This window comes from Pseudomonas algeriensis (assembly GCF_048847255.1).
GTDB lineage: Bacteria > Pseudomonadota > Gammaproteobacteria > Pseudomonadales > Pseudomonadaceae > Aquipseudomonas.
The window spans coordinates 415,202-440,272 of the sequence record NZ_JBKKRK010000003.1; the positions used below are offsets into that span (position 1 = coordinate 415,202).

Sequence of the window (25,071 nt, forward strand, 5' to 3'; positions counted from 1 at the left end):
GAATGCTCAAATGCATAAGCCGCTACTTTTTGTTGTTAGCCGCAGGACTCCATGCAGGGCTCCTCCTGGCGACAACGAATGTGCCTCAGGCCTACTCGCTGCTGAGTCGCGCGGCCGCGGATCATATCGAGATCAGGCTCGACGATACCCAGCGCGCCTGGCTCAAGGAACGTCGCGAACTGATCCTGGGAACCTCCGCCCCGGATTATCCGCCTTTCGACCTTTCTAGCAGTGGCCGCGACTACGAAGGCATGACCGCCGATTATGCCGGAGTCATCGCCAAGGCGACCGGCCTGCCAATGACCGTACTGCGGTTCGATTCGCGGGAAGCCGCCATCGCCGCGCTCAAGGCCGGAGAAATCGACCTGCTCGGCACTGCCAACGGGTTCGAAGCGCAGAATTCAGGCGTCGCTCTTTCGGCACACTACGCTGTCGATCAACCGGTGCTGGTCACCCGGACGAATGAAAGCCGCCCGCTGAACGAAGACCTCAAAGGGCTGCGGCTCAGCATGGTCTATCACTACCTGCCGTTGGAGGACGTCAAACAGCTATACCCCACGGCCCGCATCAGCACGTATCCCTCCTACCAGAACGCGATCAATGCCGTTGCCTTCGGCCAGGCCGATGTCTTTCTTGGCGACGCCATCTCCACCCACTACATGATCAGCAAAGGGTACTTGAACAACATCCGCATGGCCAGCTTTGCCAAACACGAGGCACACGGGTTCGGCTTCGCGCTCCGGGAGGACGACACCCGCCTGTTGAACATCGTCAATACCACGCTCAACCAGATTCCCATCGCCGAACAAGCGACAATCGCCAAGCGCTGGAGGGCAGGCAGCGACCTGTACCTCGCCGAGCATAAAATCCAGCTGACCGACCGCGAACAGGACTGGCTGGCTCGGCACCCGGTGGTCCGGGTGGCGGTGAACGAAAGATTCGCGCCCTTTACTTTTTTCGACCCAGACGGGGATTTCCACGGCATCAGCGCCGACCTGCTGGAACTGATCCGCCTGCGCAGCGGCTTGCGCCTGGATATCCAGCGTTATCAGGACGATGACGAAATGATCGCCGCGGTCCTCGGCGGCAAAGCCGACGTGATCGCCGCGTTGCTGCCTGGCAGCGAACGACAGAAATCGCTGAAATTCAGCCGTCCCTACATGGACAGCTCGTTTGTATTGCTTACGCGCAAGCAATCCGACACACCGGCGACGCTGGACCAGTTCGGCGCGCGGAGCCTGGCCGTTACCAAAGGCAATCCCATCATCGAATGGCTACGCAGCCAGTATCCAGACCTGCGAATTATCGAAACCATCGATTCGCAGCATGCCGCCCAATCGCTCGCCGAGGGGCAAGTCGACGGCAGCGTGAACGCGCTGGTCATGGCCAACTATTTCCTGGCGTCCCATACGCTGCAGGGCAAGCTGCAGATCAGCAGCACCGTCGGCACCCGCGACGCCATGTTCTCCCTGGCCACGGCCAGGAACGCGACGGAGCTAAGCGCCATCCTCGATAAAGCCCTGACCAGCATCGACCCCGATGAACTGGGCGTGATCGACAACCGTTGGCGCGGCTATATCCCGGCCGCGGAAAGCACATGGCGCACCTACAACCGCCTGTTTCTCCAGGTCGTAGCGGGGGCAGGCCTTTTGCTGCTGCTCTCACTGGCCTGGAATGCCTATATGCAACGGCAGATCCGCCAACGCCAGCGGGCGGAACTGGCCCTCAATGACCAGCTCGAGTTCATGCACGCCCTGCTCAACGGCACGCCCCATCCCATTTATGTAAGAGACCGGGACGGGGTCCTGCAAAGCTGCAACGACAGCTACCTGGAGACGTTCGACGCAAGACGCGAAGACGTGATCGGCAAGGACATCATGCCCGGGGCCATGAGCAACGCCTTCGAAGCGCTGGAGTACCAGGCCGATTATCGACGCGTCATGGCCCAGGGCACCGCACAGATCATCGATCGGCCCCTGCACATCGGTGACCGCAAGCTGACGATCTATCACTGGATACTGCCTTACCGTAACTCCGCGGCCCAGGTGCAAGGGATCATCGGCGGCTGGATCGATATCAGCGAACGGCGACAGCTTGTCGAGGATCTGCGAGCCGCCAAGGAACAGGCCGACGACGCCAACCGGGCCAAGAGCACGTTCCTGGCCACCATGAGCCATGAGATCCGCACCCCCATGAATGCCGTGATCGGCATGCTCGAATTGGCGCTCAAGCATGCCGACAAGGGCCAGATGGACCGCGCGGCGATTGAAGTCGCATGCGAGTCGGCTTCCGGCATGCTCGACCTGATCGGCGATATCCTCGACATTGCCCGTATCGAATCCGGCCACTTGGGCCTTGCACCCGAACGGGTCGACCTCAAGGCGCTGGTGCAATCGGTCATGCGGGTTTTCGAAGGACTGGCCCGGCAGAAAAACCTGGCGTTGTCGTTGCGATTCGAGCCAACCGAGGGTAACCCGGACGTGCTGATGGACCCGTTGCGATTCAAGCAGGTGATTTCGAACCTCATCAGCAACGCCCTGAAGTTCACCGAGCAAGGTGAAGTGAATGTCAGCGTGAGGCTGTCACGCTCGATCGGGGAAGACACCCTTCGAATGCAACTGGACGTGCGCGACAGTGGCATCGGCATCAGCCCCGCCGACCTGCAACGCCTGTTCGAGCCGTTTGCCCAGGTCGACAATGGCAACCGGATGGCCCGCAAGGGCGCTGGGCTGGGCCTGGTGATCAGCCGCCATCTGTGCCAGGTCATGGGCGGTGAACTGCACATGAACAGCCAACCGGGCGCAGGAACCCAGGTCCGGGTTTGCCTGCCCTTGGCCATCCTGCCCGACGCAAAGGCTCGCGCCCCCGTCGCGCCTGTCGTTGAAACAGCCGCCTGCGCGCTGAACGTCCTGGTCGTGGACGATCATCCGGCCAATCGCCTGTTGATGTCGCAACAACTGGACTACCTGGGTCATCACCACCATGTCAGCCATGACGGCGAACAGGGATTCAAGGCCTGGCAGGAGGGGAATTTCGACCTGGTCATCGCCGACTGCAACATGCCGGTCATGAGCGGCTACGAGCTCGCCGGAGCAATCCGTCGACACGAGGCCGAACAACGGCGGCCGCCCTGCACCATCCTCGGGTTCACCGCCAATGCACAACCCGAGGAAAAACAACGCTGCAAGGAGGCGGGCATGGACGACTGCCTCTTCAAGCCCATCAGCCTGAGCGCCCTGCATCAGTGGATGAGCACGATCAAACCCGGCGGCCGCGCCCACGCTTTCAACGTTCAAAGCCTGCAGATGCTGACTGGCGGCGACCCTGTCTCCATCCAGCGTCTGCTGGCGGAACTGCTCAGCAGCAATCGCGCAGACCGCCAGGAGCTACTCGACGTCGCCCGAGGGGCAAACCCACAGGCGATCACCGAGACAGCACACAAGATAAAGGGCGTCGCCCGTATCGTGCAGGCAACTTCATTGATCCAGCTGTGCGAGACACTGGAGCAGGCCTGCCAACAAGGGCTCGCGCCGGAACGCATCGATGAATGCACGCATGCCCTGGGCCGGGCGATGAGCGAACTGGAGCAGGCCCTGGAAACAGAGATCGCCAAGGCAAAATAACCGGTGTTTACTATGCTGTTCGCTCAGCAGTGCGTAGCCGGGGGCGATCTCCCCCAACACTTGGAGTGATGGAAATGCCCAGCGCACCGCGTCCGCAAAAACGCCGGTTTCCCCTGCACGTTCATATCAGTGTGATGTTCACGCTGCTCTTGCTGCTGACCGGTGTGGTGCTGGGCGTCTTCAACTATCGGCAAACCACCCAGATCATCCTGTCTGGCAGCGAACAGCTGTTCAATCGAATCGAACAGGACGTGCGCCTGGACCTGTACGACACTTATGAACCGATCCGCCATCTGCTGGGCCTGCTGGCCCACTACCCGGCGACGCGCGAACCGGGGATGGCCCAGCGACTGACGCTCCTCGCCCCCTTCACCCAGGCACTGCGGGACAACCCGAACCTGGCATCGCTGTACCTGGGCGATCGCGACGGCAATTTCCTGATGGTCCGGCCTTTGGGCTCCGAGGCCTCGAAGACGGCGATCAAGGCACCGGCTGCCGCGCGCTACGAGGTCTGGACCATCGAGCGCACGGCTGACGAAGGCCAGGTGCTCTCCCAATCATTGTTCTACGATCAGGCCCTGGCGCTCATCGGTCGCCGCGACAACTCTGGCGAGACCTTCGATCCGCGCAGCCGCGGCTGGTTTCGCAGCGCAATGGACACCTCCGAACAAATCACCACCGAACCCTACGTGTTTTTTTCCAGCCGCAACATCGGCACGACCCTCGCCCGCCGCAGTGGTGATCAGGCCGTCATCGGCGCAGACCTCACCCTGGCCGCCCTCTCCCAGACGCTGGCCAAGCACAAAGTAACCGCCAGTACCGAGATTGTCCTGGCTGATCTGCAGGGCAACGCCGTGGGTTATCCCGACAGCGGCCGGCTGGTGACCGACAGCCAGTCGGCACGCTTGATCAAGGCGCGCGACTTGCACCCGGCCATTGCCGCCGCGCTCGACAACGACACTGATACGCCGCGCCTGGAGGCGGCGGGACGCGAGTGGATCGTTTCTCGCAGCCACATGCAGGAAGGCGGGCCGAAGGGCCTGGAACTGGCGTTGCTGGTTCCGGAAGACGAGTTGCTCGCCGGCGCCTATCGCATGCGCTGGCAAGGCGCGCTGATCACCCTCGCCACCTTGCTGCTGTGCCTGCCCTTGGGCTGGCTGACCTCCAGGATCCTGGTCAAGCCATTGCGGGCCCTGGTGCAAGAAGCCGATGCCATCCGCAGTTTCAATTTCCATTACCCGGTGTCCCGTCGCTCCCCCGTGTTGGAGGTTGACCAACTGGGCGTTTCAATGGCCCGCATGAAGGAAACCCTGGCGAGCTTTTTCGAAATCACCGCCAGCCTGCGCGCCGAAACCCGCTTCGCCCCGCTACTGGAGCGAGTGTTGTTCGAGACCGTGAAAATTGGCCAGGCCCAGGCTGGCCTGATCTACCTGCGCGAAAACGATGGCGAGCACATCAAGCCCTGCGGACTGGTCATCGACGGTTCCCCTCGGGACCCGCAAACCTTCGCCCTGCGAGGTTACTCGCTGGACGCTGCGGACAATCCCCAATGGCTTCGCGAGCTGGCCGTCGCGCAAACCCTTGTATCGTCCCTGGGTTTCGAACAGGCGGGCGATTTGCGCAGTGTCCTGCTTGCGCTGGACGCGCCACGGGTACACCTGATCGGCATCCGCCTGTGCAATCGTCACCAGGAAACCGTTGGCGCGCTGGTTCTGTTGATCACCGACACCGGCACCGAAGCGGACCTGGAAAAACTCCAGCCGGATCGCATCGCCTTCCTGCAGGCCGTGTCCGGCACCGCGACGGTGAGCATCGAAAGCCAGCGCCTGCAAGCCAGGCAAAAACAATTGCTGGACTCGTTCATCCAATTGCTGGCCGGCGCGATCGATGCCAAAAGCCCGTACACCGGCGGCCATTGCCAGCGAGTACCGGCCCTGACGCTGATGCTCGCCCGGGCCGTCGCCGCCAGCCCGGCGCCGGCGTTCGAAAGCTACCGCCCGACCGAAGACGAGTGGGAGGCGCTGCACATCGCGGCCTGGCTACACGACTGTGGCAAGGTGACCACGCCAGAATACGTGGTGGACAAAGCCACCAAGCTGGAAACCCTGAACGACCGTATCCACGAGATCCGTACCCGCTTCGAAGTCCTCAAGCGTGACGCCTGGGTCGACTACTGGCAGGCGCTGGCAACCGGAGGCGAACCCTCATCCCTGGCAGAGCAACGCGACGCGACACTGGCCGCCCTCGACGATGACTTCACCTTTGTCGCACGCTGCAACCTGGGCTCCGAAGCCATGGCCGATGCCGACCTGCAACGCTTGCAAACCATCGCCCGCCGCACATGGACCCGGACCCTGGACGATCGCCTGGGGGTTTCCTGGGAAGAAAACCGCCGCCAGGCGCGCACGCCCAAGCCGACATTGCCCGTGAATGAACCCTTGTTGGTGGACAAACCCGAGCATCTGTTCGAGCGGCACGAGGCCGAGTTGATTCCAGAGGACAATCCCTGGGGTTTCCAGCTCGATGTGCCGACCTGGAAATACAACCGCGGCGAGCTCTACAACCTCAGCATCACGCGTGGCACGCTGACCCGCGAAGAGCGCTACGTGATCAACCACCACATGGTCCAGACCATCCTGATGCTCAGCCAGTTGCCCTTCCCCAGCCACCTGGAAAATGTTGCGGAAATTGCCGGCGGCCACCACGAGAAGATGGACGGCACCGGCTACCCCAAGCGATTGAAGCGTGAGCAGATGAGCCTGCCGGCTCGAATGATGGCGATTGCCGATATCTTCGAAGCCCTGACCGCGGCCGATCGCCCCTATAAAAAAGCCAAGAAGCTGAGCGAAGCCCTGGGCATCATGGCCACCATGTGCCGTGACGCCCATATCGATCCCGAGCTGTTCGGGCTGTTCATCGAAGAAAGAATCTACCTGCGCTACGCCGAGGCGTTTCTCGACCCGCTCCAGATCGATGAAGTCGACCCGGGCGACCTATTGCTCAGGGCTGGATTGAAAGCATGATCAGCAATCGGTCAGGCGCAGGAATATCGCCGCCAACTGTTCGATACCGGCCTGGTCATGCTCGCTGAAGCGCGCCAGTTTGGGACTGTCCAGGTCCAGCACGCCGACCAGGCGCCCGTCCTTGACCAGCGGCACCACCAACTCGCTGTTCGAGGCGCTGTCGCAGGCGATATGCCCGGGGAACGCATGCACGTCCTCGACGCGCTGGGTCTGGCGGGTCGCCGCAGCGGCGCCACACACGCCGCGACCGAAGGGAATCCTTACACAAGCGATCTGCCCCTGGAACGGCCCCAGCACCAGCTCATCGTTGCGATTGAGGTAAAAACCGGCCCAGTTGAGGTCGTCCAGCTGACTGAACAGGAACGCCGAGAACTGTGCGGCGTTGGCGATGAAATCGCGCTCATCCGCCAGCAGCGATTGCAACTGTGCCGATAACAAGCCATAGCCTTCGAGGCCTTCGCCAGTGCTTATCAAATCGATCATGCATCTTGCTCCAGCAATTTCAGGCCCACCCAATAACGGGCAAATTGATAGGCGCAACGTCCGTTGCGATTGCCGCGTCCGGTCGCCCAGCGAACCGCTTGTATTTCCAGCGCCTCGTCACGCTGCCAGGCCAGCCCGGCCTTCGCCGCGAGCTCGCCGATCCAATGCTCCACCACGTCGAGAAAATGCTCTTGGGTGAACGGATAAAACGACAGCCAAAGCCCGAAACGGTCAGACAAGGCAATCTTGTCCTCCACGGCTTCGCTCGGATGAAGCTCGCCGTCGACCCGCTTCCAGTTCTCGTTGTCGCTTTCCTTTTCCGGCACCAGATGACGACGGTTCGAGGTGGCATACAGCAGCACGTTGTCCGGGGCCTGTTCGAGGGATCCGTCGAGCACGCTCTTGAGTATGCGGTAGTCACCTTCGCCGGACTCGAACGACAAATCATCGCAGAACACCACGAAGCGCTGGGGCAATTTCGCCACTTGCTCGACCACCCGAGGCAGATCGGCCAGATGATCGCGTTCGATCTCGATCAAGCGCAGGCCCTGGCCAGCATGTTCGGCCAGCAACGCACGTACCAGCGAAGACTTGCCCGTGCCGCGCGAGCCCCACAGCAAGGCGTGGTTGGCAGGCATGCCATCGATGAACTGCCGGGTGTTGCGCCCCAACTGTTCGACCTGGCGATCAACGCCGATCAGGTCCGACAAGCGCATATCGAGGCTGACCTGGAGCGGCAGGAGAAAACCGCCGCGCCCGTCGCGCTGCCAACGGGCGGCCAGGGTCTGGTTCCAGTCGATGGCGGGCCGTGGCGCAGGCAAAAAGGGCTCGATACGGGTCAGCACCGCATCGGCGCGTTCAAGAAAAGCAATCAATCGGGCGTCCACGTCTTCTCCTCGGACAGGTTCACGGTAATGATGACGCTACAGCGACGAAACGACGAAGCCGATAGCGGGTCTGTTTCACACACTACATACCGGCCGCACCGATATTCAGAGATGATCAGCTATGCTTGACCGGCGAAGGGAAACGTAAGTGGTTCACCATTCCATGGACATCAGGTTCACCCAACGGTTGTCGTACAAACAGGCCCGACTGACCGTCCTGGTGGGTTTCGTGCTGGGTACTTTATTAAGCCTGGGACAGATCGGCATCGATTATGCCAGCGAAGACGCATCGATCAACCGTGAAATCCTCTCGCTGTTGGAAATCAGCCACAACCCGGCCTCGCGCATCGCCTACAACATCGACGCCGAACTCGCTCAGGAACTGGCCCTGGGCCTGTTGCGCTCGCCGGCCATCATCGGTGCCGAACTCATCGACAACAACAATACGGTCCTGGCCAGCGTCAAACGTCCCGAACTGCAGAGCAACAATCGGTTCATCAGCGACTTTCTCTTTGGCGCCCAGCGCCAGTTCGAAGACCGGCTCTACCTGACCCATCTGCCCGGCGAGTCCCTGGGAGTGTTGCGGCTGGATGTCGACACCTATTCGTTCGGCAGTCGCTTCCTGCGACGGGCCGAGATCACCCTGCTCAACGGTTTCGCTCGCAGCCTGATCCTGACCGGCCTGTTGCTGGCGCTTTTCTACGTCATGCTGACCAAGCCCTTGGTGCGGGTCATCCGCGAGCTGAGCAGCCGCGATCCCAGTAGCAGCGAACAGAGCCCACTGGAATGCCCCTCCGGCCACCAATACGACGAAATCGGCGTGCTGGTTTCAGTCGCCAACCAGCAGTTCGAAAATATCTCCACCGAGATCCAGCAGCGACGCACGGCTGAAAACCGCCTCACCGATTACCTGGCGCAATTGGAAAATATCGTTTCGGCGCGCACCGCCGAACTCAAGGCCATCAATGCCCGCCTCAGCCAGTCCAACGAAGAACTGGAGGTCGCCCGGCGTACCGCCTTGGACATGGCCGACACCCGCTCTGCATTCCTCGCCAACATGAGCCATGAGATCCGCACGCCACTCAATGGCCTGCTCGGTATGATCGCCCTGTCCCTGGATGGCCCACTGACCGCTGAACAGCAGCAACAGCTGTCGATCGCCCACGACTCGGGCAAAGTGCTGGTCGAGTTGCTGAACGATATCCTCGACTTGTCCAAGTTCGATGCCGGCCAGCTGGAGCTCGAACGCATCCCGTTCGACCTGGGTTCTCTGGTCGAAGACACCGCCAACCTGCTTTCACAAAATGCCGCCCCGAGCGTCGAACTGGCGTGCCTGATCGAGCCGCAGTTTCCCGCGCAGGTACTGGGCGACCCGACCCGCGTCCGCCAGATCGTCAGCAACCTGCTGTCCAACGCATTGAAGTTCACCCGCTTCGGCCGGGTCGATGTGCGCTTGAGCCAGTATGAGGGCGGCGTGCGGATCGAGGTCTGCGACACGGGCATCGGCATCCCCCAGGAGGCCCAGGCGCGGATCCTTCAGCCGTTCACCCAGGCCGGCGCAGGCATTACCCGCCAGTTCGGCGGCACCGGGCTGGGGCTGGCATTGACCTACAACCTCTGCGAAGCCATGCAGGGCCGGCTCACGATCAGTTCCGAGGCCGGCTTCGGCAGCCAGTTCTGTGCCGACCTGCCGTTGCCTTGCCACACCCCTGCCGTCCCCGTCGTACGCTTGCATGGCAACGTCGTGGCCATCACCACCGCGAACAGCGGGCTGGCCGAACTGCTGGGCATGTTGCTACCCGCCTGGGGATTGGATTATGTCCAACGTTCCGTGGATGACGGGCTGCTGGGGCTCAAGCCCGACATCCTGATCACCGATTGCCCGGAATGCCTGTTCAACCTGCGGCCGACCTTCGACGCCACCATTCTGCTGGTTACCGCCTATGGCAGTTTCATGCCCAGCGAAGAAGCGAGCGCCCTCGCCCCCTTGCTGCAACAGGCCCGGCCGCTGGCGCGCCATGCGCTTTATCAGGTCCTGCGTCGCGCCTTGCAAAGCGAGGCGACCACGATCAATGAGGCGCAGATCGACGCATTGCCGCCCACCCTGCGTGCTCGTGTCCTGTTGGTGGAAGACAACCCCGTCAACCAGCTGGTGGCCAAGGGCATGCTGGTCAAACTGGGTTGTGAAGTGATTGTCGCGGCCCACGGCGCCGAGGGCCTGGATCAGCTCGAACAGCGGGAATTCGACCTGGTCCTGATGGACTGCAACATGCCGGTCATGGACGGCTACGAAGCCAGCCGGCAGATCCGCCGCAGCGGGCGCTGGCCCGACCTGCCGATTGTCGCGCTGACCGCCAACGCCATGCCCGAGGAACGTGAGCGCTGTCGGGCCGCCGGCATGAGCGACTATTTATCCAAGCCGTTCCGTCGCGAAGAACTGGCCGCATTGCTGGATCAATGGGTGCCCACTACGTCAGCGCTTTGATCTGAGCCAACAAATGATCGAGGCCGTCACGCAGCTCTCCCACGCGATCCAGATCAATACCGCTGTCACACAGCAAGCGAGCCTTGAGCGGGCCGACCTGCTCACGCAAGGTCCGCCCGCGCTCCGACAGGCTCAAATGCACTTCGCGTTCATCACGTGCCGATCGTTGCCGCCGGACCAGCTCCAGTTGTTCCAGGCGCTTGAGCAACGGCGTCAGCGTGCCGGAATCAAGCAGCAAGCGTTCGCCCAGGGCTTTGACGGTCGGTTGCTCCGGCGGGCTCACCTGCCATTCCCACAGTACGAGCATCGCCAGGTATTGCGGATAGGTCAGGCCAAGCTGATCCAACATCGGCTTGTAACCCCGAATCACCGCCCGCGACGCGGCGTACAACTTGAAGCACAACTGGCTGTCGAGCTTCAGCGAATCGACTGACAGATCATTCATTTGAGCAGGGCTTCGATCTCGGCGGTGAGGTCTTGGGGCTTGGTGGTCGGGGCAAAGCGCTTCACCACTTGGCCGTCCTTGCCGATCAGGAACTTGGTGAAATTCCATTTGATGCCCTTGGACCCCAGCACCCCAGGTGCCCGCTGCTTGAGCTGCACGAACAACGGATGGGCATTGGCACCGTTGACCTCGACCTTCTTGAACAATGGAAAGCTCACGCCGAAATTGAGTTCGCAAAACTCAGAAATCGCCCCCTCGTTGCCTGGCTCCTGCTTGCCGAACTGATTGCAGGGAAAACCCAGCACCACCAGCCCTCGGTCTTTGTAGGACTGCCACAACGCCTCGAGCCCCTTGTACTGCGGCGTGAAACCACATTGGCTGGCGGTGTTGACCACCAACACGGCCTTGCCGGAAAAATCGGCCAGGGTCTTTTGCTCGCCCTTGATGGTCGTGCACGGGATGCTTAGCAGATTATCGGTCATTGAGGGGAGCTCCTGAAGAGGTTGGGAGAATGAAGATAGCGACCAATTAAATTGCGTGCAATTTAATTCTCGGGACACGTCACGGACCATGAGGCTGCTGTGACTGTTGTGACTGCGATGAGCCATGGGTGTTGTGGCGAGGGCGCTTGCTCCCGCTCGGCGGCGCAGCCGTCGTAAACCCAGCTGACGCGGTCCGTCTGGCAAACAGCGTTGGGGCGGCTGCGCCACCCAGCGGGAGCAAGCTCCCTCGCCACAAAGGACCGCGTAGAACGTTACTCCCGAGGCACGAGATCCAGGCACACCGAGTTGATGCAATAACGCAGGCCGGTGGGCGGCGGGCCGTCGGGGAAGACGTGCCCGAGGTGCGCGTCGCATTTGGCGCAGACCACCTCGGTGCGGATCATGCCATGGCTGACATCCCGCACTTCCACCACCGCGCTGCCTTCGATGGGCGCATAGAAACTCGGCCAGCCACAGCCGGAATCGAACTTGGTCATCGAATCGAACAACGGCTCGTTGCAGCAGATGCAGTGGTAAACACCGTCGGTCTTGGTCCCGTTGTATTTGCCGGAGAACGGTCGCTCGGTGCCTTTGAGCCTACAGACGTTGTATTGCTCCGGGTCGAGCATTTCACGCCACTCTTCAAGGGTTTTCTGCAACTTTTCCATCGTCCTACCTCGGCAATTGAAAAAGCCCGATCCGACGCTTTTCCGCAGATCGGGCGGCACGTATGATTGCGCCTCGTCAGGCGCCAGTCTGGCAGCCACGTCATGCGCATTCAAATGGATTGTGGCGCATCTACCGCGTCCGGCCCGGGCACAGACGCAGGATCCCCAGTACGGTAGTTCACACGCCGCCTGGATCGTTCATTTTCGGGAACACATCGCCATGCAGGTCAGCAAATCGAACAAGCTCGCCAACGTCTGCTACGACATTCGCGGCCCGGTGCTCAAGCACGCCAAACGCCTGGAAGAGGAAGGCCACCGCATCCTCAAGCTGAACATCGGCAACCCGGCGCCCTTTGGTTTCGAAGCCCCCGATGAAATCCTCCAGGACGTCATCCGCAACCTGCCGACCGCCCAGGGCTACAGCGACTCCAAAGGTCTGTTCAGTGCGCGCAAGGCCGTGATGCAGTACTACCAGCAGAAGCAGGTCGAAGGCATCGGCATCGAGGACATCTACCTGGGCAACGGCGTGTCCGAGCTGATCGTCATGTCCATGCAAGCCTTGCTCAACAATGGCGACGAAGTTCTGGTGCCGGCGCCGGACTATCCGTTGTGGACCGCTGCCGTGAGCCTGTCCGGCGGCAACCCGGTGCATTACCTGTGCGACGAGCAGGCGAACTGGTTCCCTGACCTGGCGGACATCAAGGCCAAGATCACCCCGAATACCAAGGCCCTGGTGATCATCAACCCGAACAACCCCACCGGCGCCGTCTATTCCAGAGAAGTGCTGCTGGGCATGCTGGAACTGGCCCGTCAGCACAACCTGGTAGTGTTTTCCGACGAGATCTACGACAAGATCCTGTACGACGATGCTGTGCACGTCTGCACCGCGTCCCTGGCGCCGGATCTCCTCTGCCTGACCTTCAACGGCTTGTCGAAGTCCTATCGCGTCGCCGGCTTCCGCTCCGGCTGGATCGCCATCTCCGGGCCCAAGCATCACGCCCAGAGCTACATCGAAGGCATCGACATGCTGGCCAACATGCGCCTGTGCGCCAACGTGCCGAGCCAACACGCCATCCAGACGGCATTGGGCGGCTACCAGAGCATCAACGACCTGGTCTTGCCCCAGGGCCGGTTGTTGGAACAACGCAACCGCACCTGGGAACTGCTCAACAACATCCCAGGCGTCAGCTGCGTCAAGCCGATGGGCGCCTTGTATGCGTTCCCGCGCATCGACCCGAAAATCTGCCCGATCCACAACGACGAGAAATTCGTCCTCGACCTGCTGCTGTCCGAAAAGCTGCTGGTCGTCCAGGGCACGGCGTTCAACTGGCCATGGCCGGATCATTTCCGTGTCGTGACCCTGCCGCGAGTCGATGACCTGGACCAGGCCATCGGACGCATCGGCAATTTCCTAAAGTCCTACCGCCAGTAGCCCGGTCAGCGTGCGAGGCCCCTCGCCTCGCACGCTGTCTGATTCAGCAACATATCCAATCTTTGCGCGCCGGCAGGCCTTCTACACTGGGAAACCAGCGACCTAAGGAAGAGGAAACTCAACGTTCACGGGGCAAGGGCGACAAATCTCGATTCCACGATCACTTTCAGAAAAGTCTTTCAAACATTTAGGACGCGTGTAGGACACAGTTTGAAATAGTAGGCGAGTTGAATAGCCTGCGGCAGCACCTTATATACCCCGCATAACGCTACATCTTTAGCATGAGGAGATTGCTACCACCATGATGCGCATCCTGCTGTTTTTGGCCACTAACCTGGCGGTCGTGCTGATTGCCAGCATCACCCTGAGCCTTTTCGGCTTCAACGGGTTCATGGCGGCCAACGGGGTTGACCTCAACCTCAATCAGCTGCTGATCTTCTGTGCGGTGTTCGGTTTCGCCGGTTCCCTGTTCTCGCTGTTCATTTCCAAATGGATGGCGAAGATGAGCACCGGTACCCAGATCATCAGCCAGCCGCGCACTCGCCACGAACAATGGCTGCTGCAGACCGTCGAGCAACTGTCTCGCGAAGCCGGTATCAAGATGCCCGAAGTCGGGATATTTCCGGCCTACGAGGCCAACGCCTTCGCGACCGGTTGGAACAAGAATGATGCACTGGTGGCGGTAAGCCAGGGCTTGCTCGAGCGGTTCTCACCGGATGAAGTCAAGGCGGTGCTGGCTCACGAGATCGGCCACGTGGCAAACGGTGACATGGTGACCTTGGCGCTTATCCAGGGCGTGGTGAACACCTTCGTGATGTTCTTTGCCCGCATCATCGGCAACTTTGTCGACAAGGTGATCTTCAAGAACGAAGAAGGCCAAGGCATCGCCTACTACGTGGCGACCATTTTCGCCGAGCTGGTGCTGGGTATCCTCGCCAGTGCGATCGTCATGTGGTTTTCGCGCAAACGCGAGTTCCGCGCCGATGACGCCGGCGCCCGCCTGGCCGGCACCAGCGCCATGATCGGCGCCCTGCAGCGCCTGCGCGCCGAGCAAGGTTTGCCAGTGCACATGCCCGACACCCTGAATGCCTTTGGCATCAACGGTGGCATCAAGCAGGGCCTGGCCCGCATGTTCATGAGCCACCCGCCGCTGGAAGAGCGGATTGACGCACTGCGTCGCCGTGGTTGATCGCTAGAGCCTCAAAAAGAAGCCCGCAGCAATGCGGGCTTCTTTTTGCTATTCCAAGCGCGGGGGCGGACTTTTCAACGATGGGGTCATTGAATGCACCCCACGACTGGATACCAGATATACCCGCTCATCCAGCCGCTTCACGCCCGCCTGCAAGAACTTCCAACTCTCGCCCAGCACATCCTGTTCGTGCAAGACCTGCAACTCCCAAGCCCCACCCAGCAACCGCTGCACCTCGTCATGCCCTACCGAAAACGGAGGTCCAGGCATCTCGTCCTGGTTGTAATCCAGCGTGATCACCAGCCCGACACAGTCCGGCATTATGCTCTGCAGATGGGCCGCATACCGCTCACGCATCGGCTCGGGCAAGGCGATCAATGCAGCGCGGTCATACAACGTCGCGCAATCGGCTACGTCCAAAGGCGTCAACGCAAAGAAATCACCGCAACGGATTTCAATGGCGCCGGCACGAAATATTTTGAAGGCGCCCTCCGCACTCACGTTCGGCTGGAGCTGATGTTCCTGGAAAAAATCAGTGACGGCTTTTTCCGACAGCTCAATCCCCCGTACGGAATAACCTTGTTGCGCCAACCACAGCAGATCCAGCGTCTTGCCGCACAAGGGCACCAACACTCGCGTCTCTTCAGGCAACCCCAACTGAGGCCAGAAACGCCGCAGGTAAGGGTTCACTTCAGGCAGATGAAAGCCGATCTGGTTGGTTGACCAACGCTTGTGCCAAAACTCGGGGTCCATGGGGTTCGCTCCATAAATTCGATCAAAACAGCTTAAAACTTGTATTAGATTTCGATCATTGACCTGACAGAAGATGACACATCTTAACCCTCAGGAGCCCGTCGATGCTGCCCAGCCTGTTTATCTCCCATGGCTCCCCCATGCTTGCCCTGGAGCCCGGCGAAAGCGGTCCGGCCCTGACTCGCCTTGCCGCGCAGTTGCCCAGGCCCAAGGCCATCGTCGTTGTCTCAGCTCATTGGGAGAGTGATGAGCTGCTGGTCAGCGCCAACCCACGACCACGCACCTGGCATGATTTCGGTGGTTTTCCACCCGACCTGTACAAGGTGCAATATCCCGCCCCAGGCGATCCTCGGTTGGCAACACAGGTCGCCGACCTGCTCAACGCCACGCAGCTGCCGGCACGCCTCGACACGGGACGGCCCACCGACCATGGCGTCTGGGTGCCGCTGTCACTGATGTATCCCGAGGCGGATATTGCGGTGGTACAGGTCTCTTTGCCTAGCCGTCAGGGGCCAACGCTGCAAACGCGGGTGGGCCGCGCATTGGCGAGCCTGCGGGAACAAGGCGTGCTGGTGATCGGCTCCGGAAGCATCACCCACAACCTGCGGGACCTGGATTGGAACGCCGGCCCCGACAGCATCGAGCCGTGGGCCAAGGCGTTTCGCGACTGGATGGTTGCCAGGCTGGCGTCGAACGACGAGACGGCTCTGCATGACTACCGCCGCCAGGCTCCCCACGCCGTGCGCAGCCATCCCAGCGACGAGCATTTGTTGCCGCTGTATTTCGCCCGCGGAGCCGGTGGTACGTTCAGCGTTGCCCATGCTGGATTTACCATGGGGACGCTGGGGATGGACATTTATCGGTTCGACTGATCGCAAACCGAGTCGCGCCAATCGCTCGCAAGCTCGCTCCCACATTGGGTCTTCGGCGCTCAAAAATCCCCTGTGGGAGCGAGCTTGCTCGCGATTGGCCTCCCCGCCGCTCGCATTGAAAAGCGCCAAACGACAGGCAAAAAAAATCCCCGAACCAGTCGGGGATTTTTTCGTGCTCGATCAATCAACCCGTAGGTCGATCAATCCTCGCGGTAGCGACGCAGCTTGAGCTGCTTGCCGGCCACGCGGGTGTCCTTGAGCTTGGTCAGCAACTTCTCCAGGCCATCTTCCGGCAGTTCCACCAGGCTGAAGCTGTCACGCACCTGGATACGACCGATGGCTTCACGAGCCAGGCCACCCTCGTTGAGGATCGCGCCCAGCAGGTTCTTGGCGGCAATGCCGTCACGAGCACCCAGCGCGGTACGGCAGCGAGCACGGCCTTCGGCCAACGGGATCGGTGCACGACGCTCGCGATCACCACGGTCCGGACGATCGCCACTGCGCTCAGGACGGTCGCCACGCGGTGCGTTGTTCGGCACCAGTGGGCGTTCCTTCTCGATTGCAGCCAGGTTCAGCGCTTGGCCGTTGGTGGCCTTGCGCAACAGGGCAGCGGCCAGGGCACGTGGGGTGCAACCGATGTCGGCGGTCAGGCGATCGAGCAGATCACCGTGGGTCGATTCGGCGTCAGCCACCAGCGGCGACAGGCTGTTGGTCAGTTTCTTGATGCGGGCATCGAGAACGGCCTGGGCGTCCGGCAGGCGGACTTCAGCGACCTTCTGACCCGTCACACGCTCGATCACTTGCAGCATGCGGCGCTCACGCGGGGTGACCAACAACAACGCACGGCCTTCGCGACCGGCACGGCCAGTACGACCGATACGGTGTACGTAGGACTCCGGATCGTACGGCATGTCGACGTTGAACACGTGGGTGATACGCGGAACGTCCAGGCCACGGGCCGCGACGTCGGTCGCCACAACGATGTCCAGGCGGCCATCCTTGAGGGAGTCGATCACGCGCTCACGCTGGTTCTGGGCAATGTCACCGTTCAGCGCGGCGGCTTTGTAGCCTTTGGCTTCCAGGGCGCTGGCCAGGTCCAGGGTCGCTTGCTTGGTGCGCACGAACATGATCAGGGCGTCGAAGTCTTCGACTTCCAGCAGGCTGAGAACGGCGGAAGTCTTCTGGTCTGCGTGAACCAGCAGGTGAGCCTGCTCGATCGCGGTGACGGTCTGGGTCTTGCTCTGGATCTTCACGTGCTTCGGATCGCGCAGATGGCGTTCGGCGATGGCACGGATCGATTGTGGCAAGGTGGCCGAGAACAGGACGGTCTGGCGAGTCTCAGGCATGGCCTTGAAGATGACTTCCAGATCGTCCATGAAGCCCAGCTTGAGCATTTCGTCCGCTTCGTCGAGAACCAGGTGGTTCACGGTGGCGAGGACTTTTTCGTCGCGACGCAGGTGGTCGCACAGACGGCCCGGGGTGGCGACAACGATCTGTGCGCCATTACGGATTGCTTTCAGTTGTGGGCCCATCGGCGCGCCGCCGTAGACGGCCACAACAGTCACGCCTGGCATTTGCTTGGCGTAGGTTTCGAAAGCGGTTGCAACTTGTAGCGCCAACTCACGAGTTGGGGCCAGGATCAGAGCTTGCGGCTCGCGCTTGGACGGATCAATGCGGTGCAGGATCGGCAGTGCGAACGCGGCGGTTTTACCCGTACCGGTTTGCGCCTGACCAATCATATCGTGACCGGCGAGAATGATCGGGATCGACTGCTGCTGAATGGCCGAAGGCTCTTCATAGCCGGTAGCGACTACTGCAGCGACAATATTGGGATGAAGTTCAAGAGCGGCGAAGCCGCCGATTTCCTGGGTCATGGGTCTGCCTCTAAGTGCATCCGCAAAGACCCATGCTCCAAAGCTGCGCATGCCGTGTTGAGACTCAAGAGTCGCCCTGGCAGCTTTGTCGGCGGGGATTTGCGAAAACGAATGAATGAAAAAGAACGTCGCGGAAGCATCCGTTGTGCGGACATGCAACCGAAGCTGGCTTCGGAATATTGCGCTACCTTGACGCGGCCCGGCTAAAGGCCGGCGCGCACTATACCGGAATTCGCCCAAAAAGGGAGCTTTTTTTACTGAAACACTGTTGTAGGGCTCGCGACCAAAAGCCTTGGGGCAGCCGGCTAAAACGGTTCACTTGCGCTGGCGTTCCCCTGTGGCGAGGGAGCTTGCTCCCGCTGGGTCGCGAAGCGGCCCCATCGATTCCAGACTACTGACCCAGGCGTCTGCTTCGCAGCCGAGCGGGAGCAAGCTCCCTCGCCACAAAAGCCCTTGCAGTTCTGATCACGTCGCCGGACGGATCGCCTTGATCAGCGATTGCAACGAATACCCCAATCGTGGCGCCAGCCCTTCGGCCCGGGCAACCAAGCCTTGCATGTCCAGCGCCTGGTCCAGGTCCGCCGGCACGATCAGGATCACGTTGCCCTCCTTCACCGGCAATTCCCAATAGTGTCGGTGGTAGAGGCCACGCAACAATGCCGCGCCCAGGGGCTTGCCGTCATCGGTTGCCCATTGATTGATCACCAGCCAGCCGCCGGGGTTGAGGCGCTTCTGGCAGTTTTCCAGAAAACCCCACGCCAGATGGCCTACGCCGGGGCCGACATCGGTATAGAGATCGACAAAAATCAGATCGGCCGGCTCCGCCGTTTCAAGCAGTTCCAGGGCATCGCCGACGCGGATGTACAAGCGCGGATCGTCATCCAGCCCCAGGTATTCGATGGCCAGGCGCGGCACATCCGGGCGCAGCTCGATCGCCTCGACATCTTCCAGCGGCAGAAACTTGAGGCAGGCCTGGGTCAAGGTTCCTGCGCCCAATCCCAGGAAGAGCGCGCTTTCCGGCTGCTCGTGACACAACGCACCGATGAGCATGGCGCGAGTGTAGTCGTATTCGAGCCAGCTGGGATCGGCCGTGAACACGCAGCTCTGCTCGATGGCATCGCCGAACTCGAGAAACCGGTAGTCGGCCACTTCGAACACGCGAATCATGCCGAACTCGTCGTGCACCTCGGCGAGCAAATGCTCGACGCGCTCCTCTGTCATTTCATCTCCTGATGTTGCCGGGCGGCCATGGGCCTGCCCATACGGGGCGAAGGCGCGATATTGTCCGCGAAGCAAGCGGAACAGGTCACGCACTTATTTGCTGATAACATGAGCGCCCGAGCGTAAATCACCTAGAGATCATGATGAGCCAACCCTGGAGCCCTGACAGCTGGCGCGCCCTGCCGATCCAGCAGCAACCCCGATACCCTGACGCGGCGCATCTGCAACGGGTCGAGCAGACCCTGGCCAGCTATCCGCCACTGGTGTTTGCCGGTGAAGCCCGGGAGTTGCGCCGTCAGTTCGCCGAAGTCACCCAGGGCCGGGCCTTTCTGTTGCAGGGCGGCGACTGTGCGGAAAGCTTCGTCGAATTCTCCGCCGCCAAGATCCGCGACACCTTCAAGGTGCTGCTGCAGATGGCGATCGTGATGACGTTCGCCGCCGGTTGCCCGGTGGTGAAGGTCGGGCGCATGGCCGGCCAGTTCGCCAAGCCACGCTCCGCCAATGATGAAACCATCGACGGCGTAACGCTGCCGGCCTACCGGGGTGACATCGTCAATGGCATCGGCTTCGACGAGCAAAGTCGTGTACCGGATCCGGAGCGGTTGCTGCAGTCCTACCACCAGTCCACCGCCACGCTGAACCTGCTGCGTGCGTTCGCCCAGGGCGGCTTTGCCGATCTGCACCAGGTGCACAAATGGAATCTGGATTTCATCGCCAACTCGGCCCTGGCGGAAAAATACAGCCACCTGGCCGACCGCATCGACGAAACCCTGGCCTTCATGCGCGCCTGCGGCATGGACAGCTCGCCACAACTGCGTGAAACCAGTTTTTTCACCGCCCACGAGGCGTTGCTGCTCAACTACGAAGAAGCCTTCGTGCGCCGCGACAGCCTGACCAATGACTATTACGACTGCTCGGCCCACATGCTGTGGATCGGCGACCGCACCCGTCAGCTGGACGGTGCCCACGTCGAGTTTCTGCGCGGGGTGAACAACCCGATCGGCGTCAAGGTCGGCCCCAGCATGAACCCTGACGACCTGATTCGCCTGATCGACGTCCTCAACCCGGACAATGACCCGGGCCGACTGAACCTGATCGCGCGCATGGGCGCCAACAAGGTTGGCGATCACCTGCCGCAACTGCTGCGCGCCGTACAGCGTGAAGGCAAGCAGGTGCTGTGGAGCTCCGATCCGATGCACGGCAACACCATCAAGGCCAGCAGCGGCTACAAGACCCGGGACTTTGCGCAGATCCTTGGCGAAGTGAAGCAATTCTTCCAGGTCCATGAAGCCGAAGGGACTTACGCCGGCGGTATCCACATCGAGATGACCGGGCAGAACGTCACCGAATGCATCGGCGGCGCGCGCCCGATCACCGAGGACGGCCTGTCGGACCGCTACCACACCCACTGCGACCCGCGGATGAATGCTGACCAGTCGCTGGAGTTGGCATTCTTGATTGCCGAGACCTTGAAGCAGGTTCGGCGGTGAGTCTGTAGGTCCTTCTTCACCTGTTCAATCGCCTCGCGAGCAGGCTCGCTCCCACATTGGATTTGCTGTGTCACAAAGGCTGTAGTCACCGCAAATCCCTGTGGGAGCGAGCCTGCTCGCGAAGGGGCCAGCTCAGTCACTGGTAATTTCAGCCAATGCCACCGCCAACCGAACCCCACCCTCCCGCCGGCAATTGAGTTGAACCCGCTCCAACCCCAACCACCGGGCCATGCTCCACAGATTCGCCGCCAGCGCCAGCATGCCCTCCTCGTCCATCCCGGGCACCTCCTCGTGCACGGCATGCACGGCCAATTGCCCCAAAGCCCGCTCCGCCCGCAAATCAACCCGGGCGGCAATTCGCTCGTTGTGTAGAAACGGCAGGACGTAATAGCCATACACCCGCTTGTGTACCGGCGTGTAGATCTCCAAGCGATAGCGAAAATCAAACAGCCGCTCGGTGCGACTGCGCTCCCAGACCAGCGAATCGAACGGTGACAGCAGCGCACTGGCGGCAACTTTGCGTGGAATTTTCACGAGGGGGCGACACCAGGCCGGCTGTTTCCAACCCTGGACCTGACAGCGCAGCAGTGCTCCGGCCTCTTCCAGTTCAGCCAGCCGCTCGCGGGCGTCCGCCGGGCTCAAGCGAAAGTAGTCGCGCAGATCCTTCTCGGTGCCAACCCCCAAGGCTTCGGCGGCATGAATCAGCAGTGTGCGCTGGGCCTGGGCTTCGTCCGGCAGCGGTTGCTGCAGGATCGAGGCCGGCAAGACCCGCTCCGGCAAATCATAGAGGCGCTCGAAGCCACGGCGCCCCGCCACCGTCACCTCGCCCGCCGCGAACAGCCACTCCAGCGCATGCTTCTCCGCGCTCCAGTCCCACCACGGCCCGGCCTTTTCCTGGCGCGTGGACAAGCTGCCCGCGCCAATCGCGCCCTGGTCCCGAACAGATTGCAGGACTCGACCGATCACGTCTTGCTGCTCGCGGCCGAAACGCGCCAATTGTTGATAAATACCTTCGCCGCGCGCCGCCCGGGCCATGCGCCAGCGCATCGACGGATACATCGTCATCGGCAGCAGCGAAGCCTCATGCCCCCAATATTCGAACAACGTGCGACGACGCCCCTGGCTCCAGGCAGCTTGATCGAGCAAATCGCGATTGTAATGACCGAGGCGGGAGAACAGCGGAAGGTAATGCGAGCGCACCAACGCGTTGACTGAATCGATCTGCAGGACGCCAAGGCGTTCGATCAGGCGGTTGAGGCGGGAGGGTTGGACCGGCGTCGACGGTAGCCGCCCATCGAATCCTTGGGCGGCCAGCGCCAGACGCCGGGCCTGTTTGAGGGTAAAGGACAGAGTCGCGGGCATGGAGATCTCCTTGTCTGCTCGCAACCTACCTCACCACTAAACGGTTTGTGTAGGGAAGGATGGCTCATTTGTGCATTGGGTCATCCCAGAATGGCCGGACCACTTCTTTTTCCACGTCGGCACGGCTGACGCCGATGTCCTTGAGCGCCTCGTCGCTCAGGCCGGCAAGCAATTCACGTTCATGGTGCAATTCATACCAGCGGCTAAACTTGTGCAGCAGATCGCTGAGGGAAAACCGGTGGAATGAGTGCTTGTCTATCGATACATACCCTTTCTGACCTTTCATCGTCATGTCCTCCGTTGGGGGTAGCTGAAGTCTCGCGCCAAGGCTAAGATCAATCCAACGAATGTTTCTTATGCAATACATCTCGGAGATTGATCCATTGTCGAGTTACCCGAGCATCGATACGGAAGTGCTGCGGACCTTTGTCGCCATCGCCGATCAGGGTGGTTTTACCCGTGCCGGGGAATTGGTCAACCGTACGCAATCCGCGGTCAGCATGCAGATGAAGCGGCTGGAGGAAGATGTGTTGCAGCGTCGGCTGTTCGAGCGCGACGGGCGACAAGTCAAGCTCACCGCCGAGGGCCAGGTGTTGCTGGGTTATGCCCGGCGCATCCTCAAGTTGCACAGCGAAGTGTTCAATACACTGCGCGAACCCCATATGGTCGGCACGGTCCGCATCGGCACACCGGACGATTATGTGATGCGCTTTCTGCCAGGCATCCTGCAGCGCTTCGCCCAGTTCTATCCGCTGATCGAAATCGAGGTGCATTGCGAATCATCCAAGCAATTGCTGCTGCGCCAGGACCTGGACCTGTCCATCGTCACCCGCAAGCCTGGGGATGAAATAGGCCAGTTGCTGCGCAAGGAACGTTTTGTCTGGGCCGAAGCGGCGTGCTTCAACACCCATGAGCAAACGCCCCTGCCGCTGGCAATGTTCAACAGCGATTGCTTCTGCCGGCAGTGGGCCTGCAATGCGCTGGACGCCATGGGACGCGATTACCGCGTGGCCTATAACAGCTCGAGCTTGTCGGCGATCATGGCGGTGGTAGGCGCGGGCCTGGCAATCACTGCGCAACTGGAAAGCCTGCTGACCCCTGACATGCGCGTCCTCGGCGAGGCCGAGAACCTGCCGGAGCTGCCCGAGGCCAGCATCATGCTGATCCGCAACCTGCACAATCCGTCGCCGATCACCGAATGCCTGGCCGAACACATCGTGGAAGGCTTCAAACTTTAAAGATGAGCAGTACGGCGCACAGCACCAGGAAACCGCAGAACAGCCCACGCAACAGTCGCTCCGGCAAGGCGTGGGCGACCTTCACGCCCCAGCTGATGCTCATCAGCCCACCGACTGCCAGCGGCACGCCGATCCACCAGTCCACTTCATGATGAAACGCATAAGTGACAAGGGTCACGCCGGTACTGGGCAAGGCCAACGACAGCGACAGGCCCTGGGCAACTACCTGAGTCGTGCCGAACACACTGGTGAGGAACGGCGTTGCGACAACGGCCCCACCCACACCAAACAGGCCACCCATCGTCCCTGAAGCCGCACCCAACACACCGAGCCATGGCCAACCGTGGCGCATCTGCGCCGAAGCGGGCAGCGTGGTGGTGAACATTCGGATGAGGTTATATGCAGCCAAAACAACCAAGAACACCACGAAGCCGATGCGCATGCTTTCGGCGTCAATGCCCACGGCCCAGATAGAGCCGAGCCAGGCGAAGCAGAATCCCATGGACGCCAACGGCAGGACATGACGCAACTCGATGCGATTGCGCTGGTGATAACGCCACAGCGCCAGCATGACGTTAGGCACCACCATCACCAATGCCGTGCCCTGGGCAATCTGCTGGTCCAGGCCGAACCATACGCCCAGCACCGGTATCGCAATCAGCCCGCCACCGATGCCGAACAATCCTCCCAAGGTGCCCAACGCGGCGCCCAACAGCAAATACAGCACGACCTCGATCACAGACCACTCTCCCCTTAATCAGGGCGCCTATCCTACGCAGTTGCCGAGACCGAGGAAACGCAACACCTGATCAAGTCGTCAGAATTATCTGGTGCATTAAAGATTCGTCCGCTAGATTCGTAATCATCTTTGACGAAAGGTTTTGCCATGAGCACCCAACGCGACACCCCCGACCCTTGCGAAGCCCTTTTGCTGGACAACCAGGTCTGTTTCGCCCTGCACTCGACATCGCTGTTGATGACCAAGGTGTACAAGCCACTGCTCCAAGCCCTGGGCCTGACCTATCCGCAGTATCTGGCGATGATGGTGCTGTGGGAAAAAGACGGTTTGACCGTCGGTGAAATCAGCACCCGCCTGCTCACTGAGCCGGGCTCCCTGACACCATTGCTCAAGCGCCTGGAGGCCGAGGGCCTATTGAGCCGCACCCGCAGCCGTGAGGACGAGCGCGTGGTGATCGTCGAGCTCACCGAGCAAGGCCGCGCCTTGCAGAAAAAGGCCCTCGACATCCCCCAATGCATCCTCGCCGCCAGCGGCCAGACGTTGGAGCAACTGAAGAAACTGCAGCATGATCTCCAGCAGTTGCGTGGGCACTTGCAAGACAGCCTCTAACTTCAGGAACACCGCCGGCTCTATGTGGGACCAAGCCTGCTCGCGAAGGCGCCGGCGAATCCAATACCCCTCCCCTTGACCTTCCGCCCTTCCCGTCAAAACCCCCACATCGAAAAATTTTCAACCCCATCGAACCGCTCTAGAACAGCCCCTCCAGCCATTTCCGGCTTGCCAATTCATATTCTCGGCAAAAATT

20 protein-coding genes are annotated in these 25,071 nt (G+C 61.0%); 9 read left to right on the forward strand and 11 right to left on the reverse strand.

Features of this window, described 5'->3' with window-relative positions; genetic code table 11:
- Positions 1-2: 2 nt before the first annotated feature.
- Positions 3-3,623, forward strand: a complete 3,621-nt coding sequence (locus ACLK1G_RS07125; protein ID WP_420764783.1) for a transporter substrate-binding domain-containing protein — start codon at positions 3-5, stop codon at positions 3,621-3,623.
- Between the two features lie 74 nt (positions 3,624-3,697).
- Positions 3,698-6,646: an HD domain-containing phosphohydrolase gene (locus ACLK1G_RS07130; protein ID WP_420764784.1), complete on the forward strand. Its 2,949-nt coding sequence runs from the start codon at positions 3,698-3,700 to the stop codon at positions 6,644-6,646.
- On the opposite strand, the gene ACLK1G_RS07135 is transcribed toward ACLK1G_RS07130, so the two are convergent.
- The gene (locus ACLK1G_RS07135; RefSeq protein ID WP_420764785.1) at positions 6,647-7,129 is read right to left on the reverse strand and encodes a GAF domain-containing protein; all 483 of its coding nucleotides are present in this window, start codon (positions 7,127-7,129) and stop codon (positions 6,647-6,649) included.
- Positions 7,126-8,016, reverse strand: a complete 891-nt coding sequence (locus ACLK1G_RS07140; protein ID WP_420764786.1) for an ATP-binding protein — start codon at positions 8,014-8,016, stop codon at positions 7,126-7,128. The genes ACLK1G_RS07135 and ACLK1G_RS07140 overlap by 4 nt, the downstream gene beginning before the upstream one ends.
- Before the next feature lie 163 nt (positions 8,017-8,179).
- Between ACLK1G_RS07140 and ACLK1G_RS07145 the strand changes: the two genes are divergently transcribed.
- Positions 8,180-10,501, forward strand: coding sequence for a hybrid sensor histidine kinase/response regulator (locus tag ACLK1G_RS07145; RefSeq protein ID WP_420764787.1), 2,322 nt, complete (start codon positions 8,180-8,182; stop codon positions 10,499-10,501).
- Here the strand turns inward: ACLK1G_RS07145 and ACLK1G_RS07150 are convergent.
- From ACLK1G_RS07150 to msrB, 3 genes are all read right to left on the reverse strand, one after another.
- The gene (locus ACLK1G_RS07150) at positions 10,485-10,946 is read right to left on the reverse strand and encodes a MarR family winged helix-turn-helix transcriptional regulator (RefSeq protein WP_420764788.1); all 462 of its coding nucleotides are present in this window, start codon (positions 10,944-10,946) and stop codon (positions 10,485-10,487) included. The genes ACLK1G_RS07145 and ACLK1G_RS07150 overlap by 17 nt on opposite strands.
- Positions 10,943-11,428, reverse strand: coding sequence for a glutathione peroxidase (locus ACLK1G_RS07155; RefSeq protein WP_420764789.1), 486 nt, complete (start codon positions 11,426-11,428; stop codon positions 10,943-10,945). Before ACLK1G_RS07155 ends, ACLK1G_RS07150 begins: the two co-directional genes overlap by 4 nt.
- A gap of 272 nt (positions 11,429-11,700) precedes the next feature.
- Entirely contained in the window at positions 11,701-12,096 is a 396-nt protein-coding gene (msrB, locus tag ACLK1G_RS07160; protein ID WP_420764790.1) for a peptide-methionine (R)-S-oxide reductase MsrB, read from the reverse strand.
- A gap of 220 nt (positions 12,097-12,316) precedes the next feature.
- Between msrB and ACLK1G_RS07165 the strand changes: the two genes are divergently transcribed.
- Positions 12,317-13,528, forward strand: a complete 1,212-nt coding sequence (locus ACLK1G_RS07165) for a pyridoxal phosphate-dependent aminotransferase (RefSeq protein ID WP_420764791.1) — start codon at positions 12,317-12,319, stop codon at positions 13,526-13,528.
- 301 nt (positions 13,529-13,829) lie between these two features.
- The gene (gene htpX, locus ACLK1G_RS07170; protein WP_003183732.1) at positions 13,830-14,717 is read left to right on the forward strand and encodes a protease HtpX; all 888 of its coding nucleotides are present in this window, start codon (positions 13,830-13,832) and stop codon (positions 14,715-14,717) included.
- A gap of 48 nt (positions 14,718-14,765) precedes the next feature.
- Here the strand turns inward: htpX and ACLK1G_RS07175 are convergent, their stop codons facing one another.
- A complete protein-coding gene (locus ACLK1G_RS07175) occupies positions 14,766-15,470 on the reverse strand; it encodes a thiopurine S-methyltransferase (RefSeq protein ID WP_420764792.1) in 705 nt (234 codons plus the stop codon).
- Between the two features lie 104 nt (positions 15,471-15,574).
- On the opposite strand from ACLK1G_RS07175, the gene ACLK1G_RS07180 reads away from it, so the two are divergent.
- Positions 15,575-16,342: a DODA-type extradiol aromatic ring-opening family dioxygenase gene (locus ACLK1G_RS07180; RefSeq protein ID WP_420764793.1), complete on the forward strand. Its 768-nt coding sequence runs from the start codon at positions 15,575-15,577 to the stop codon at positions 16,340-16,342.
- 200 nt (positions 16,343-16,542) lie between these two features.
- On the opposite strand, the gene ACLK1G_RS07185 is transcribed toward ACLK1G_RS07180, so the two are convergent.
- Together ACLK1G_RS07185 and ACLK1G_RS07190 are read right to left on the reverse strand one after the other, a co-directional pair.
- Complete coding sequence (locus ACLK1G_RS07185; RefSeq protein ID WP_030141884.1) at positions 16,543-18,216, reverse strand: DEAD/DEAH box helicase; 1,674 nt, start codon at positions 18,214-18,216, stop codon at positions 16,543-16,545.
- Positions 18,217-18,681: 465 nt separating this feature from the next.
- On the reverse strand, positions 18,682-19,437 hold the full coding sequence (locus ACLK1G_RS07190; RefSeq protein WP_420764794.1) for a spermidine synthase: 756 nt from the start codon (positions 19,435-19,437) through the stop codon (positions 18,682-18,684).
- A gap of 143 nt (positions 19,438-19,580) precedes the next feature.
- Between ACLK1G_RS07190 and ACLK1G_RS07195 the strand changes: the two genes are divergently transcribed.
- The gene (locus ACLK1G_RS07195; RefSeq protein ID WP_420764795.1) at positions 19,581-20,927 is read left to right on the forward strand and encodes a class II 3-deoxy-7-phosphoheptulonate synthase; all 1,347 of its coding nucleotides are present in this window, start codon (positions 19,581-19,583) and stop codon (positions 20,925-20,927) included.
- A 132-nt stretch (positions 20,928-21,059) separates the two neighbouring features.
- Here the strand turns inward: ACLK1G_RS07195 and ACLK1G_RS07200 are convergent, their stop codons facing one another.
- Together ACLK1G_RS07200 and ACLK1G_RS07205 are read right to left on the reverse strand one after the other, a co-directional pair.
- Positions 21,060-22,289, reverse strand: a complete 1,230-nt coding sequence (locus ACLK1G_RS07200; RefSeq protein ID WP_420764796.1) for a winged helix-turn-helix domain-containing protein — start codon at positions 22,287-22,289, stop codon at positions 21,060-21,062.
- Positions 22,290-22,353: 64 nt separating this feature from the next.
- Positions 22,354-22,575: a DUF1127 domain-containing protein gene (locus ACLK1G_RS07205; RefSeq protein ID WP_420764797.1), complete on the reverse strand. Its 222-nt coding sequence runs from the start codon at positions 22,573-22,575 to the stop codon at positions 22,354-22,356.
- 97 nt (positions 22,576-22,672) lie between these two features.
- Here ACLK1G_RS07205 and ACLK1G_RS07210 point away from each other — a divergent pair, with 97 nt between their 5' ends.
- Positions 22,673-23,527, forward strand: a complete 855-nt coding sequence (locus ACLK1G_RS07210; protein WP_420764840.1) for a LysR substrate-binding domain-containing protein — start codon at positions 22,673-22,675, stop codon at positions 23,525-23,527.
- Here ACLK1G_RS07210 and ACLK1G_RS07215 read toward each other — a convergent pair.
- On the reverse strand, positions 23,517-24,266 hold the full coding sequence (locus ACLK1G_RS07215) for a sulfite exporter TauE/SafE family protein (protein ID WP_420764798.1): 750 nt from the start codon (positions 24,264-24,266) through the stop codon (positions 23,517-23,519). The genes ACLK1G_RS07210 and ACLK1G_RS07215 overlap by 11 nt on opposite strands.
- A 147-nt stretch (positions 24,267-24,413) precedes the next feature.
- On the opposite strand from ACLK1G_RS07215, the gene ACLK1G_RS07220 reads away from it, so the two are divergent.
- Complete coding sequence (locus ACLK1G_RS07220) at positions 24,414-24,875, forward strand: MarR family winged helix-turn-helix transcriptional regulator (protein ID WP_420764799.1); 462 nt, start codon at positions 24,414-24,416, stop codon at positions 24,873-24,875.
- The last annotated feature ends 196 nt before the right edge of the window (positions 24,876-25,071 follow it).

Coding starts and splice junctions, on each gene's coding strand:
- ACLK1G_RS07125 (WP_420764783.1), top strand. CDS start 3: ATGCTCAAATGCATAAGCCGCTACTTTTTGTTGTTAGCCGCAGGACTC.
- ACLK1G_RS07130 (WP_420764784.1), top strand. CDS start 3,698: ATGCCCAGCGCACCGCGTCCGCAAAAACGCCGGTTTCCCCTGCACGTT.
- ACLK1G_RS07135 (WP_420764785.1), bottom strand. CDS start 7,129: ATGATCGATTTGATAAGCACTGGCGAAGGCCTCGAAGGCTATGGCTTG.
- ACLK1G_RS07145 (WP_420764787.1), top strand. CDS start 8,180: ATGGACATCAGGTTCACCCAACGGTTGTCGTACAAACAGGCCCGACTG.
- ACLK1G_RS07150 (WP_420764788.1), bottom strand. CDS start 10,946: ATGAATGATCTGTCAGTCGATTCGCTGAAGCTCGACAGCCAGTTGTGC.
- ACLK1G_RS07155 (WP_420764789.1), bottom strand. CDS start 11,428: ATGACCGATAATCTGCTAAGCATCCCGTGCACGACCATCAAGGGCGAG.
- msrB (WP_420764790.1), bottom strand. CDS start 12,096: ATGGAAAAGTTGCAGAAAACCCTTGAAGAGTGGCGTGAAATGCTCGAC.
- ACLK1G_RS07165 (WP_420764791.1), top strand. CDS start 12,317: ATGCAGGTCAGCAAATCGAACAAGCTCGCCAACGTCTGCTACGACATT.
- htpX (WP_003183732.1), top strand. CDS start 13,830: ATGATGCGCATCCTGCTGTTTTTGGCCACTAACCTGGCGGTCGTGCTG.
- ACLK1G_RS07175 (WP_420764792.1), bottom strand. CDS start 15,470: ATGGACCCCGAGTTTTGGCACAAGCGTTGGTCAACCAACCAGATCGGC.
- ACLK1G_RS07180 (WP_420764793.1), top strand. CDS start 15,575: ATGCTGCCCAGCCTGTTTATCTCCCATGGCTCCCCCATGCTTGCCCTG.
- ACLK1G_RS07185 (WP_030141884.1), bottom strand. CDS start 18,216: ATGACCCAGGAAATCGGCGGCTTCGCCGCTCTTGAACTTCATCCCAAT.
- ACLK1G_RS07190 (WP_420764794.1), bottom strand. CDS start 19,437: ATGACAGAGGAGCGCGTCGAGCATTTGCTCGCCGAGGTGCACGACGAG.
- ACLK1G_RS07195 (WP_420764795.1), top strand. CDS start 19,581: ATGAGCCAACCCTGGAGCCCTGACAGCTGGCGCGCCCTGCCGATCCAG.
- ACLK1G_RS07200 (WP_420764796.1), bottom strand. CDS start 22,289: ATGCCCGCGACTCTGTCCTTTACCCTCAAACAGGCCCGGCGTCTGGCG.
- ACLK1G_RS07205 (WP_420764797.1), bottom strand. CDS start 22,575: ATGAAAGGTCAGAAAGGGTATGTATCGATAGACAAGCACTCATTCCAC.
- ACLK1G_RS07220 (WP_420764799.1), top strand. CDS start 24,414: ATGAGCACCCAACGCGACACCCCCGACCCTTGCGAAGCCCTTTTGCTG.